Origin of the sequence: Caulobacter sp. Root343, from assembly GCF_001425745.1 — a bacterium.
GTDB lineage: Bacteria > Pseudomonadota > Alphaproteobacteria > Caulobacterales > Caulobacteraceae > Caulobacter.
Map to the genome: position 1 here is coordinate 826,867 of NZ_LMDF01000007.1, position 13,218 is coordinate 840,084.

At 66.9% G+C, this 13,218-nt stretch carries 8 protein-coding genes; 2 read left to right on the plus strand and 6 right to left on the minus strand.

The genetic code is table 11. The annotated features are described in order from the left end of the window. Window positions 1-92 precede the first annotated feature (92 nt). Entirely contained in the window at window positions 93-557 is a 465-nt protein-coding gene (locus tag ASC70_RS16380; RefSeq protein WP_156396237.1) for a hypothetical protein, read from the plus strand. 96 nt (window positions 558-653) lie between these two features. Next, on the plus strand, window positions 654-1,013 hold the full coding sequence (locus tag ASC70_RS16385) for a nuclear transport factor 2 family protein (protein ID WP_056051887.1): 360 nt from the start codon (window positions 654-656) through the stop codon (window positions 1,011-1,013). On the opposite strand, the gene ASC70_RS16390 is transcribed toward ASC70_RS16385, so the two are convergent. From ASC70_RS16390 to ASC70_RS16415, 6 genes are all read right to left on the minus strand, one after another. Next, window positions 1,010-2,239: a polysaccharide lyase family 1 protein gene (locus ASC70_RS16390; protein WP_056051890.1), complete on the minus strand. Its 1,230-nt coding sequence runs from the start codon at window positions 2,237-2,239 to the stop codon at window positions 1,010-1,012. The genes ASC70_RS16385 and ASC70_RS16390 overlap by 4 nt on opposite strands. Window positions 2,240-2,250: 11 nt before the next feature. Then, on the minus strand, window positions 2,251-5,370 hold the full coding sequence (locus tag ASC70_RS16395) for a glycoside hydrolase family 2 (protein ID WP_056051893.1): 3,120 nt from the start codon (window positions 5,368-5,370) through the stop codon (window positions 2,251-2,253). 14 nt (window positions 5,371-5,384) lie between these two features. Then, a complete protein-coding gene (locus tag ASC70_RS16400) occupies window positions 5,385-6,344 on the minus strand; it encodes a pectinesterase family protein (protein ID WP_082539754.1) in 960 nt (319 codons plus the stop codon). Continuing rightward, on the minus strand, window positions 6,341-8,692 hold the full coding sequence (locus ASC70_RS16405; protein ID WP_056051896.1) for a glycoside hydrolase N-terminal domain-containing protein: 2,352 nt from the start codon (window positions 8,690-8,692) through the stop codon (window positions 6,341-6,343). Before ASC70_RS16405 ends, ASC70_RS16400 begins: the two co-directional genes overlap by 4 nt. A 97-nt stretch (window positions 8,693-8,789) precedes the next feature. Continuing rightward, window positions 8,790-9,671 carry a rhamnogalacturonan acetylesterase gene (locus ASC70_RS16410; protein WP_056051899.1) on the minus strand — a complete coding sequence of 294 codons (882 nt, stop codon included), beginning with the start codon at window positions 9,669-9,671 and terminating at the stop codon, window positions 8,790-8,792. A gap of 88 nt (window positions 9,672-9,759) precedes the next feature. Beyond that, window positions 9,760-13,155, minus strand: a complete 3,396-nt coding sequence (locus ASC70_RS16415) for a TonB-dependent receptor (RefSeq protein ID WP_056051902.1) — start codon at window positions 13,153-13,155, stop codon at window positions 9,760-9,762. Window positions 13,156-13,218: the final 63 nt, after the last annotated feature.

Genomic DNA, 13,218 nt, shown 5'->3' on the forward strand with positions numbered 1-13,218 from the left:
AGCTGGCCGATGCGCCATCTCGCGACGCCGGAGTTGCGATCGCGGTGCGCGTCACCAGTTAAGCTTCCCACGTAACCGCGTTCGGTGTGTTCATGCTTGCTCTCTTCCTCGCCTCGGCCGCCCTATTGGCCGATCCCGCGCCGTCGCCGTGGACCTATTTCGAAGGCGCCTGGAGCTGCGAAGGGGCCTTCCTGCCCTCGAACCGGCCGCTTGCCTCCGACATCGCCTTTCGCGTCGACCCGCGCAGCGGCGCCTTGGTCAAGGACCATCTGGACCGGCCGCCCGGTCGCTACGCCGCCACCGAGACCTGGGCCCAGGCGCCTGACGGCAAGACCTATCGCGCCGGCATCGCCTCGAACGGCGGCATGCGCTGGTATCGCTCCGAGGGCTGGATCGGCGACCAGTGGGTGTGGACCCGCCTGCGCGACGCCGCCGAGCCCGAGGAGGCCTTCGCCTTCATCCGCCAGGATCCGGCGACGATGGTCGTCGAATGGCGGATCTCGCGGAACGGCGCGCCGATGGTGGTCGGCGACCGGCTCACTTGCCGCAAGGCCTGACCTACAAGCATTACCTGGCGCGTAATCGCGCCGCCTCGCCGGCCGAGGCATCAAGGACGGGCCTGGAGACGCCAGGCGCTTCCTTGGAGACCCGCCATGACCGACGCCGCACAGATCGCCCAACGCTATATCGACAGCTGGAACGAGACCGATCAGACCCGCCGCGCCGATCTGTTGACCGCCCTATGGACCGATGACGCCCGCTATGTCGACCCGATGATGGCCGGCGAAGGCCGCGCCCAGATCGACGCCCTGATCGCCGGCGTCCACCAGCAATTCCCCGGCTTCCGCTTCAACCTGGCGGGCAAGCCGGACGGCTACGGCGCCCATGTCCGCTTCTCCTGGACCCTGGGTCCGGCTGGCGGCGAAGGCCTGGTCGAGGGCACGGACTTCGGCATCCTCGATAAAGGCCGCCTGCGCGTGGTGACCGGCTTTTTGGACAAGGTTCCCGCCTAGACCTTCGGATAGCCGCCGACCTCTTGTTCGTCGTCAATCACCCTGCCCGTCCCGGCCTTCACCTCGCGGACGATCCGACGATCAACTGCGTCGCGGTCCCAGGGCCGCGCCCCGGCATTGGCCAGGACATACGCCTCGACCTGGCTGGAGGGCCTCAGCTTCAGCCCCTCCGGCCAGAACGGCGGCTTGGCCAGGTGCGTGATCTTGGGGAATGGATTGGTGTTGAGGATCCGCACCGGCGGCATCTCGCTCCCGTTGGCGTAATGGGCTGGATTGTCGAAGGCGTAGAGATCCAGATCCCCCTGCCCCTCGACGATCAGAAACGGCAGGTCAGGACGTGTCGAGGCGCCGCCCCGCACGACATTGCCGGCGATGGCCAACTGGCCCTTGCGCCACGCGTGGCCCACCCACTCCGAAGCGTTCAGCGCGTAGTGCATGCAGCGCGTGCCGGGGTCGTAGATCAGGTTGTTGACAGTCACCGCCTCGACCCCGCCCTTGAACAGTTGGTTGCGCTCGCGGTTGTGGGCGTAGAGGTTGCCGACGATCAGCACCTCGTAGGCGTTGTCGTGGATCAGACTGCCCTTGGAGTGCTCGCCCTTCACGTGGCTGGCGTTCGACAGACCCTCGGCGACGATGTTGTTGCTGAAGGTGATCCGGTGCGAGGTCCCGTCCCGCCATTTGGCTGGATCCTCGCCGCCCTCGAAGCGCGGTCCGGACGCCGACAGGTTCTCGTCCGTGGCCCAGCTGGTCGAGCAATGGTCGACGATGACGTCGTGGGCCCTCCAGCAGGTGATGCCGTCGACCTCCCAGCCGCTTTTCGAGGGCTCGCCGTCGCGGCCGGCCCGGACGCGGATATGACGGACGATCACGTCGTGGCTCTCGATGGCCAGGCTGCCCTTGATCAACGTGATCCCGGGCGACGGCGCGGTCTCGCCGGCGATGGTCAGGAAGGGCTCGATGACCTTGATGCTGTGGCGCGCCAGATCGATCACGCCGCCAATGTCGAAGACGATGGTGCGCGGGCCCTTGGCCGCGACCGCCTCGCGCAGAGAGCCCGGACCACCGCCAGCCAAGGTCTTCACGCGAATGACCTTGCCGCCGTCGCCGCCGGGCGTCTTGGCCGCCCAGCCCAGGCGCTCGAACACCGGCTTGCGCGGCGCGGCAAGACCAAGGCCCGGCGTCGCCACGAGGGCGGCGGCCAGAAAGGTGTCGCGTCGGGTGAGCATCGAATTCCTCCTCAAGCGCCGGTCGCCAGCCAGGCGACGGCGTTGGCCAGCCAGCGCTGCTGCAGCGGCTTGGCCATGTCCGGCAGACGGTGGACGAGAACGCGCGCCTTGTCCTGGCGAGCAATAAAGCTAGCCGCGCCGTTCTTGCGGTCGTGGTCCCGGCTGTAGGCGGCGACGACCTCGACGCCTTGTCCGTCGATGACCAGGCCGTTCGAGGGCTGACCCTCGACCTGGTGCAATACGCTCATGGCCATGTCGGCCGGCAGGCCGGCGAAGGTGGCATGGGCGCGTACATAGTTCCAGTTGCCCATCCACGGCGCCCGTAGGCCGCCGACTTGGCCGGCATAGTCGAAGAGGCCCAGGGCAGAGAGCTGCTTGGCCACGCCGTCGGCCAGACCGTCCTCTTGGACCATGGCGAGCAGCGGCGCCCCGGCCTTCACGGCGGCCAGCACCTCGGGCGGCAATTCACCCAGGACCACGACCGGCTTCTCGCCCTTCTTGGGCTGGGCTTCGAGACCGGTCTGCTCGCCGACCTGGCGGCGGACGATCTCGTCGGTCTTCAGGCCCGAGGCGACGATACCGGCGTAGCGGACGCCCGGCTTGAAGTCGTCGATCACCACGCCGGGCACGGCCAACAGCTGCTCACGCAGGCTCCTGGCGATGCCGGAGACGCCGAGACGGATCGGCTTGGCCGGCTTGGGCGCCGCGGCCGTCACCCAGATCTCGCGATCGGAGACGACGTCGCCGATGGCGATGCGGATCCTGTTCAGCCCCTCGCGGGTCAGGGCCGGCGTGCGGACGCTCTCGGCGACCAGGTAGCTGAACTGGTCCTGCGACTGCGGTGGAACCGGCCAGCGGCCCAGGATCTCGACCTCGCCGCCGGGCCCCACCAGGCTGAGCACCAGCTCCCCGGTGGCGGGCTTGCCCGTGTCGTTAAAGAACCAGAGATCCAGCTCGGCGCTCTCGCCGGCCGCATAGGCCAGGGCCTGGGGTTTGGCGATCGCCATGACCGGCCGCAAGGCCTGGCTCATCAGCGTCGGATCCGCCTTGAAGCCGCGCAGGTTGTCGACGACGCCGGAATGGTTCTCGATCGAGGTGCTCTCCCAACCGGAGACGCAGGCGATGTCCACCGTCTCGCCCAGGCGGATGTTTTCCAGATAGTTGCGCCAGGACTCGTAGACCTTGCGCCCCACCGACAGGAACAGCGCCTCGCTGGTCGGAAAGGCCGGTTTGAAACCCCAGCGTTCCAGGTAGCTGTTGGTCGCCGCGACGATGTCCTTGTGGTCTTGCAGGTCGTAGCTCTTGCCGCCGTTGGCCAGGATCTCGACGACCATGGCCTCGTGATTGTCGGCCGTAGCGCAGCCCTGCATCTCGCCGAACTCGACGATGAAGGGCTTGCCCTTCTGCTGGTGGATGTAGTCGTCCTTGGACCTATAGAACTTGTCGTACCACTGGTCGCCGGCGCCCTGATGCTCGACCCACCAGCCGCCCCATGGCTCGACGTCCGAGCGGTAGTAGTGATCGCTGTACGGCAGGTACATCGCCTGAGCCGCGCCACGCTTGACGAAGCCGTCGTTCAGCACGACCGCCCGGCTGGGATCCAGGTCGTGCATGGCCTTCAGCACGATCTGCACGTCGGGATTGGCCAGGTTCGCGCCGATCTCGTTCTGCAGAGTGTACTGGACCAGCGACGGCCGCGAGCGGAAGGCGCGGACCATGGCCCTGCACTTCTCGAGCATGAAGTCGCGGCTGAACGTGTCGGCGGCCGACAGGCTCTCACCGGGTTTGAGGTCGCGCCCGATGGCGTGACGGCCACCGCCGGGCTCCATGACCCGCAGCAGGCCCATCTCGTCCATGGCGTCGAACACCTCGGGCTTGCCGACGTTGCGGTGGAAATGCAGCGTGTTGAGGCCTAGGGCGTGGGCGGAGGTCACCTCCCGCTTGGCCAACTCCGGGTTCGGCCACAAGCCGTTGAAGCCCCAATAGCCCCACGAGATCGCCGAGTAGAGCCGCGTGCGGCGACCATTCAGGCGCAGCAAGGCGTCGGTTCCGACACCCTCTACCCCAAACCAGCGGAAGCCGAAGCGGACCTCGCGGGTGTCGACCGCGCCCTTGGCTTGGCTCCAGCGGAAGCGCAGACGGTGCAGGACGGGGGCGCCGAGGTCCCAGAGCCTGGCCGTCGGAGCGGAGACGGTGAAGCGGACCCGCAGGCGATGCTCGTCGATCGCCTCGACGGTCTCGATCGTAGAGGTGGCGGCGACGAACGCGCCAGCGTCATCGATGAGTTCGACAGCCGCCCTGCCCTTCAGCTTGTCGAGACCGGACTTCGGCAGCGGCTTGTCGAGCACCACCTCCATGTAGCCGGTGACCTTGCGCGGTTCGGGCGTGTTCAGCACCCAGGCGTCGTCGATGCGCGCCTCGTGGGGATGGACGCTGAGTGTCAGGCCGCGATCCAGGCCGCCAAAGCCGTGCGAGGCGAACAGCTTCAGCTTGCCCCACATCATCGTCGTGGAGTCGCGCCAGTCGAAGCGACCGCCGGGATTAGTAATCCGGATCGCCAGGCGGTTGACCTCGCCGGGACGCATGGCCTTGGTCAGGTCGCAGCTGATCGGCAGCTCCGACATGATCGAATAGCCGACCAGCACCTCGTTCAGGAAAACCTCGGCCCGCAGGCGCGCGCCGCGGATGTTCAGCAGCACCCGCCGCCCCTTGGCCGAGGCCGGGATGTCGATGGCCTTGCTCCACCACGAAACGCCTTTGTAGGCGCCGTAGCGCGGAACGTCGTCGTCCTCGGCGTAGCGGTACTCGTCGGGACCGTAGGGCCGCGTGCCGAACTTGCCCCAGAAGTGCTCCTCGACAGTTGTCGGCAGCTTGACGGTAATCGCCTCGCCCGACGCCAGTGCGTTCCAGCCGCCGGTCGGCGGATTGATCGGCAGCTTGGCCAGATCGAACGCGCCGGGCAGGTGGATGAGGTCGTCCTTCCAGGCCGCGCCCTGGTCGATCCACAGCCGCCAGCCGTCGTCGGAGATGGCCAGCGACGGCTCGGCCGCGACACCGACGGCGGGTGTCAGGCTCGTGGCGGCGGCGACGCCGAGGCTGGTGGTCAGGAAGCTGCGGCGGTCGATACGCATCGGGCACTCTGTCTCTAGGGTTTCCAGCCGTCCGTGCCCGCCAGGAAGATCTTGCGGTCCCAGGCCTTGGCCTGCTCGGCGGTCAATTGCTTAGTGCGTGGCTCGCGGGTCGTCGGACTCGCCCCCGGACCGGTCGAGGCGTATTCGGCGAAGGTCGCGGTCGACAGGGTGTCGGTCTTGCCTGGCGTCCATTCGCGCCAGCCGGCCGGATCCAACGCCGCCTCGATGCGCGAGCGCATAAAGATCACTGTCGCGTAGGGCCGCCAGGCCCGGCCCAAGAAGATCCCCTTGGCGTTCGGGTCGGCGGTGATCAGGCAGCGGTCGAAGACATAGGCGCTGTCCTGGTCGGGCCGCACTTTGCTCTGGGCCGTGAACATCACGCTCTCATGGGCGATGCCGTGGATTTTGCAGCGATCGAAGAACGCCTTGGCGTCGCCGAAGATGAAGTCGACGTGGCCCTCGACATAGCAGTCCTTGAAGTACTGCCGGCTCGGCTTGTCCTTCTTGCTGGCGGCGTAGAGCGTGTCCTGGGCGCCCAGCAGCCGCACCTTCTCCAGCACGGCGCGATCGGCGGTGATAGCCAGGGCCACGGCCTGGGAGGGGCGCGGATCCTTCAAGTGATAGTCGTTCTGGATCGTCAGGTTCCTGGCTCGGAAGCCGTCGCCCGACACGTTCATCGTGAACGACTTGAAGGTCCCGCCCGCCGTGATCGCGCCGTCGCTCCAGACGATCACGACATCCTGCGGCCGCGCGCCCTTGCCGATCAGGCGAACGTTCGGCTTGGCGACCGTGACCTTCTCCCGGTACTCGCCAGGCTGCAGCTCGATCGTCCCACCGTGGGCCGGCAGGGCTTCGATCGCCGCGGTCAGGGTCGTGTACGCCGCCTTGGGCCCGACCTTCAGGGTCGCGGCGGCCGCGACGTCAGTCAGGGCCGTGGCCAGCAGCAGAGCGAGAAAGGCGCGCTTGCCGATCATGCGCGCGCCAGGGCGCCGCCGCGCGCGACGAGGCGAACGCTCTGGCCCTTCTTCATCTCAACCTCCAGCGTCGATCCCGCGTGAACCACGGTGTGGCGGCCGTCGAGCTTGGCGGTCAGCACCGCCTCCATCAGCTTGCCGCCGGCCCAGCGGACGTCGACGCCAACCGCGCCCCGCGCCCGCAGCCCCGTCATCTGGCCCGTCGGCCAGGCCGACGGCAGGGCGGGCAGCAGGTAGATGCGCCCGTTGCGGCTCTGCAGAACCATCTCGGTCATGCCGGAGGTTCCGCCGAAGTTGCCGTCGATCTGGAATGGCGGATGGGCGTCGAACATGTTCGGATAGGTCCGCTCGGGGCCCAGCAGCAGCTTCAGCACATCGTGGGCGTGATCGCCGTCGCCCAGCCGCGCCCACAGGTTTAGACGCCAGGCTATGGCCCAGCCGGTGGCGAGATCGCCGCGCGTCAGCAGCGAGGTCTTGGCCGCCGCCGCCAGCTTGGGCGTGGTGTCGACCTCGATCTGGTCCGAGGGGAAGACGCCGTACAGGTGCGAGACGTGCCGGTGATGGAGATCTTCGGCGGTCGCGTCCCAATCCTCCTGCCACTCCTGCAGTTGGCCGTCCTTGCCGATCTTGTAGGGCGCCAGCTTGTCGCGAGCCGCCTTTAGCTCGGCGACAAAGGCCTTGTCGGCGCCGAGGATCACCTCGGCCTTCAGGCAGTTGTCGAACAGGTCGCGGACGATCGCCTGGTCCATGGTCGGGCCGGCGGCCAGCGACGTACCCTGGCTGTGGTTGTTCTCGGGCGAGAGTGACGGGTTGGTGACCAGCACGCCGAACTTCGGGTCGACCACCAGGGTGTCGAGGAAGAAACGCGCCGAGCCCTTCATCAGCGAATAGACGCGAGCCAGATAGGCCGGGTCGCGATTGTAGTCGTAGTGGTCGAAGACGTGCTTGCAAAGCCAGGCGCCGCCCGTCGGCCAGACGCCGTACTTGGCGCCGTCGATCGGCGCGGTGGCGCGCCACAGGTCTGTGTTGTGGTGGGCGACCCAGCCGCGCGCGCCATACATGACCTTCGCCGTTCGCTCGCCGGTGCGGGCGATGTCCTGAACGAGCGCGATCAGCGGCTCGACCAGTTCCGGCAGGTTGGTCGGCTCGGCCGGCCAGTAGTTCATCTCGGTGTTGATGTTGATCGTGTACTTGCCGCCCCAGGGGGCCGAAGTCTTGTCGTTCCAGATGCCCTGCAGGTTGGCCGGCTGGCTGCCCGGGCGCGAGCACGCGATCAGCAGGTAGCGGCCGTACTGGAAATAGAGCGCCGCCAGCGAGGGATCGTCGGTCGTCGGCGATTGCCGGATCCGCTCGTCGGTGGGCAGCAGGTCGGCGCGAGTACGGCCAAAGTCGACGCCGACGCGGCGGAACAGGCTTCGGTGATCGGCCTGATGCTCGGCCAGGATCTTCGTCCAAGGCTTGCCGGCCAGCTTGGCCAGAGTCGCCTTGTTCAGGGCGGCCGGATCGCCCGAGACGTCATCATAGCGGCGATAACTGGTGGCCGCAGCGATCAGCAGCAGCACTTCGTCCGCGCCCTTCACCGAAAGCTTGTCACCCTGCCCCACCACTTGGCCGCCCCTGGCGCGAACCTCGACGCGACACTCGAAACTCAGCTTGGCGGGAACGCCCTGTTGGCTCTCGTTGGCGCCCGTTAGCACCAGCGACGTTCCGTCGACCGTCGTAACCGGCTTGGACTTCATCGGACTGGCGAAACTCAGATCGACGCTGATCGACGCCTTGCGGCTGGCGGTCAGGCGCACCGCGATCACACCGTCCGGCGCGCTGCCGATCACTTCGCGCAGATAGCGGACGCTTTTCGCGGTGAAGCTGGTGGTGGCGATCGCCCCGTCGATGTCGAGGTCGCGGACATAGTCGGCGCCCGCTTCGGCCAGGCCGGGGAAGTCCAGCTTCAGGTCGCCGATCGTCTGGTAGGACATCTGCCGCTTGGGAACGCCCAGGAACTTGGCGTCGGCGAGCTCCGTCGCCTTGGCGTACTCGCCCGCGTCGATCAGGCGGCGGATCTCCGGCAGGGCCGCCAGGGACTCGGGATTGGCCGGATCATAGGGGCCGCCCGCCCAAAGCGTATCCTCGTTCAGTTGCAGCCGCTCAGCCGCGACACCGCCGAACACCATCGCCCCAAGCTTGCCCGAGCCGACCGGCAGGGCCTCGACCCACTCCTTGGCTGGCTGGCGATACCATAGGCGCTGCGGCGTAACCTTGGGCGTGGCGGCCCGGGCCGAACCGATCGACGCCGCCAAAAGCGACGCGCCGCCCATGGCGCTCAGGGCTGTTCTGCGGGTCGCTTCCATGTCCGTTTCCTCATGCTATCCCGCCGCCGGCATTCGCCCGGCTCGCGGCAATTTTCATATTTAAAATGGATTTTGCATGCGGATAGCAAGACTAAACCTAGGGGATCAGATAGCGGCGTAGACCCGGCACGGACTTCGAGAGTTCGTCAGTGACGATCGCCGAGAAATAGTCGGCGCCGACAACGCCGAGGTGGGTGTAGTCGAACGATAGCTTGGCCTGACCCATCGGCTCGACGGCGGCATTGTTCTGGACCGCCGGCGAGGCGCTTGGCGTCGCGGAGGCCGGCGGAGCGGCGCTGATCGTCGTGCCCGTCTTGCCGGCCGCCTCGACCACTTCGGGCGGCGGCGGACGCTGGGCGAACTTCATGGCCTCGACCGGGCCCATGGCCTGGACGGCGGCCTGGCTGCGAGCGTGCAGGTCGACGACGGGGGTCTGCGTCTCCACCGCCACCTTGCGCACCGCGTCGGCCCAGGGCCCCAGGTCGTCGAGCAGCTTGCCGTCCTTGAACTGGCGGCGCGTCAGGGGCGTGACCAGGATCGGCTTGCCGCCGGCCGCCCTCACCTCCTCGACATAGCGCTTCATGTTGGCCGGGAATTCGGTGACCAAGTCCGTCGAGCGGCCCGGCTTGCCCGGCTGGTCGTTGTGACCGAACTGGATCAGGACGTAGGTATCGGTGAACCCGCCCGACTTGATTTCGTCCATCGCCAACGCCCACGAGCCCTCGGCGCGGTAGTTGCCGCTGGAGCGCCCGCCGCGCGCCAGGTTGATGCAGGCGGCGAACGAGGTCACGTGCCAGCCGCAGAAGCTGGGGCCCCATCCCCCCAGGACCGCCGTGGTCGAGTCGCCGACCAGGACGATCTTGATCGCCTTGAACTTGGGTGGCGTGGGCTCGGCGGTCTGGCTTCCCGAAGTTTGGGCCTGGGCGGCGAGCGGAATGATCGCCAGGGCGGCCGCGACGGCTAGAGCCTTCAAACGCATGGACTGCTGCTCCGGAAGAAGAGCGGGCGGCGCTGGGGAAGGACCCGCGCCGCCCTAGTTGTCACCTCGGGAGGAGGTGGTCTCTGGCCTAGAACGTCGCCCGGAAGCCGACGAAGAACTGTCGGCCCGAGGCGCTGTAGGCGGTGATGACGGGATCCTTGGCGTAGCCGAACCGGTTGCTGGGCTGGTTCGTCAGGTTCAGCATCTCGACGCTGAACGACATGTTCGAGTTGAACTTGTAGCTGAACGAGGCATCGACATTGGTGGTCGCCTCGCTGCCGACGAAGTCGTTGACCAGCGGAGAGTCGCAGACGCCGGGATCGCAGGTGCCCGAGGCGATCGGGTATTGGGTGAAGTACTTGGCGCGATAGGCCGTCGAGACGCGGGCCGACCACTTCTTGGCGTCATAGTAGACGGTGAAGTTGAAGGCGTCCGGCGAAGCGCCGGTGAATGGGCCCGGCGAGACGATGCGCGGACGGGCCGCCGCCGTCGCCGTGGCCAGGGCGCCCGGGTCGATGATGTAGTTCAGCTCGGATTCCAGGTGGGTGTAGTTGGCCTGAACGCCCAGCTTGTCCAGGAACCACGGCAGGAAGGTCAGGTTCTGCTGGTAGCTGAACTCGACGCCGCGGATATAGCCGCCCGGCGCGTCGCGGAACTGGCGGATGTCGAAGGACTGAGTGTTGATGTAGTTCAACGCCGCTAGCTGGGCCGCCGAAGGCGAGCCCGTGGCCGGGATCTGAGTGGCGCGGAGCTGGTCGATGGCCTCTTCGCTGAGGATCGACGACAGCGTACCCGAGCTGATCACGGTCTGCGGGAAGCTGCTGATCTCTTTGTCGAAGATCGCCGCCGAGAACAACGCGCCCTTGGCGAAGTACCACTCGAATGACAGGTCGTAGTTGACGGCCCGGAACGGCTTGAGCTGCGGGTTGCCCAGGGTGATCGTGCCGCCCGAGGTCGAACCCGTGGTGCTCGGAGCGCTAAACGCGGTGATCGACGGCGCCAGGTTGCCCAGCAGCGGACGCGCCATCACCTCGGCCACGCCCAAGCGGACCATCATCTTGTCCGACAGTTCGTAGGCCACGTTCATCGACGGCAGGATGTCGTGATACTTGTTCTCGGCCGAAATCGGGCGGGCCGTATTGGTCAGGCCGCTGGAGACAAGCTCGGTCAGGGCGTAGCGCGTGCCGATGTTGCCGCGCAGAGTGCGGTCGAACAGCTGGGTGTTGAAGTCGAACTGGACATAGGCGCCGGTGTCGGTCTCGTCGACGCCATAGGTGTTGGCCGGGCTGGCCAGGGCCGAGGTCCGCCAGTCGCCCCACTTGTTGACGCAGTTGCAGTCGAAGCCGAACAGGGCCGCGAACTTGGCGTTGTCCGGGGCCAGGAACGAGGTGGCCGTGCCCTCCGGCAGATCCAGCAGCTTGCCATATTCGATCAGGCGGCTGGTGGCCGCGACCGAGCTGTTGGCCTCCTTGAACGAGGGATTCAGCGTCTCACCGACCGTGCGCTGGAACTGGGTTGTGAAGAAGCTGTACTTGCGGCGCGAGACGCCGACCTTGACGGTGTTGTCGTCGTCCAGGTCGTAGGCCAGGTCGAAGCGCCCGCCCTCGTAATGGTTGTCGGCCACGCGGCGATAGATGCGCAGAGCCGAATAGTTCTTCACGAAGTCCCAGCTGGCCGGATTGGCTGGATCAAAGCCCAGGTTGATCAGCGGCATGTCGCCATCGCCACGTTCGTCGTAGACGATGTAGTCGTTGCCGGGCACGCCCTGGCCGCTATCCAGGCGAATGTAGTCGGCCAGCAGGCCAGTGCTCTTGTTGACCGAGCGCGACCGGCCATAGACGGCCTTGACGCTGAGGCGATCGGTGAACTCGTGCTCGATGTTGATCGAGCCCTGTTGGAAGAAGGTCGTGTAGACCTGCTGATCATCGGCCGAGCGCACATCGACATTGCCCAGCTTCAGATAGTCGGCGTTGGCGCCGCTGGGGCTGAGCTTGGCGTCGATCAGGCGGACCGACGGGCGACCGATCATCGCGTCGCGAAGGCCGAGGCCGAACGGATTACTGGCCGAGATCGGCACGTAACCGACCGACGCGGGATTGTTGTAGTAATCGTAGGGCTCGAGATTGTTGGGGTTGTAGCTGAACGCCATCCCCGGCACGAGCGCCCCGCCGCCCAGCTGCTGACCGCAGTCGATCGCGTCCACGATGGCCGTCGCATCGCGCGCCGTACAGGTGTTGTAGAGGCCGCGCTTGTTGGCCACGCTCGTTGAGGCGTTGGCGTTGTTATAGGTGGCGTTGGTGTTGTTGCGGTTCAGGCCGACCAGGCTGATCTGGAAGTTCTCGGAGTTGTTGTAGAACCGCGAATAGACGCCATCGATGCTGACCGTGGTCTTGGAGTCGGGCGAGCGCCACTGCACCGAACCCGTCAGGCCCAAGCGGTCCTGCTCCAACTGCTGCTGGTTCAGCGACGGCAGAGCCGGGATGCGCACCAACGAGCCTGGCGCGCCGGAAGTCAGGTCCCGGCCCTGCGGGCTGTTGATCAGCGCGTAAGCCGCCGGATTGGACCCGACCATGGCCGCGCAGGCCGCCGGGTTGGTCACGTTCATGGTGACGATCGCGTTGCACGCCGTGCCGATCGGCGCGGCGAAGCCCTGGCGCTGCAGGCCGGCGGTCTGGGTCGGTGTCGTGGCGAAGGTCGAACCCCGATAGGTGTAGTCCGACTGGCCGGGTGCGCGAAGATAGCTGTCGATCGTCGAGTTGCGCTTGTTGTAGGCGGCCGAGAACAGCGCGCCGAAGTCGCCCCAGTTGGTCTCCCAACGGTCCGAGATCAGGCCCGCGCCGCGCGGATTGTGGTGACCGCCGGCCTCGTAGTAGGCGTCCTGGATCGACAGGGCCAGGCGGCGGCCCTTGAAGTTCAGCGGGCGGCCGGTGATCAGGTCGATCGTGGCGCCCAGCGAACCTTCGTCGGTCTCGGCCGAGGCGGTCTTCTGCACGCGCAGCGAGCTGAACAGCTCCGAGGCGAAGGTGTTGAAGTCGAAGCCGCGCGAGCGGTTCGGGCTGGTGCCGGAGTCGTTCGAGCCGGCGGTCGACAGGGCTTCCAGGCCGTTCAGGCGCACGCGGGTGAAGTCGCTGCCCAGGCCGCGAACGGTGATGGTGCGGCCTTCGCCGTTGTCGCGGTCGATCGAGACGCCTGGCAGGCGTTGCAACGATTCGGCCAGGTTGGCGTCGGGGAAGTCGGCGATGTCCTCGGCGTTGATGGCGTCGACCATCACGTTCGAGGTGCGCTTTAGATTCAACGCGCTCTGCAACGAGGCGCGATAGCCGGTGACGACCACCTCGGCGACGGTCGAGTCCGCCGGCGCCGGAGCGGCGGCTGGCGCCTGATCCTGAGCGTGGGCCGCACTGGCGAGGCCGGCGGCGGCGATCAGAGCGAAGATTGAAGTGCTGGAAGCGCCCATGGCGGCGCGGCGCGATTGCGCGAACATCGTTTCCCTCCCTTTCAAGGTCGCGGCCTTTCGAGGCCGTCATCACCGGATTGTTGTCACCGG

Excerpts from the sequence above, each read along its gene's own strand:
- ASC70_RS16380 (WP_156396237.1), top strand. The coding sequence starts at position 93 with ATGCTTGCTCTCTTCCTCGCCTCGGCCGCCCTATTGGCCGATCCCGCG.
- ASC70_RS16385 (WP_056051887.1), top strand. The coding sequence starts at position 654 with ATGACCGACGCCGCACAGATCGCCCAACGCTATATCGACAGCTGGAAC.
- ASC70_RS16390 (WP_056051890.1), bottom strand. The coding sequence starts at position 2,239 with ATGCTCACCCGACGCGACACCTTTCTGGCCGCCGCCCTCGTGGCGACG.
- ASC70_RS16395 (WP_056051893.1), bottom strand. The coding sequence starts at position 5,370 with ATGCGTATCGACCGCCGCAGCTTCCTGACCACCAGCCTCGGCGTCGCC.
- ASC70_RS16400 (WP_082539754.1), bottom strand. The coding sequence starts at position 6,344 with ATGATCGGCAAGCGCGCCTTTCTCGCTCTGCTGCTGGCCACGGCCCTG.
- ASC70_RS16405 (WP_056051896.1), bottom strand. The coding sequence starts at position 8,692 with ATGGAAGCGACCCGCAGAACAGCCCTGAGCGCCATGGGCGGCGCGTCG.
- ASC70_RS16410 (WP_056051899.1), bottom strand. The coding sequence starts at position 9,671 with ATGCGTTTGAAGGCTCTAGCCGTCGCGGCCGCCCTGGCGATCATTCCG.
- ASC70_RS16415 (WP_056051902.1), bottom strand. The coding sequence starts at position 13,155 with ATGTTCGCGCAATCGCGCCGCGCCGCCATGGGCGCTTCCAGCACTTCA.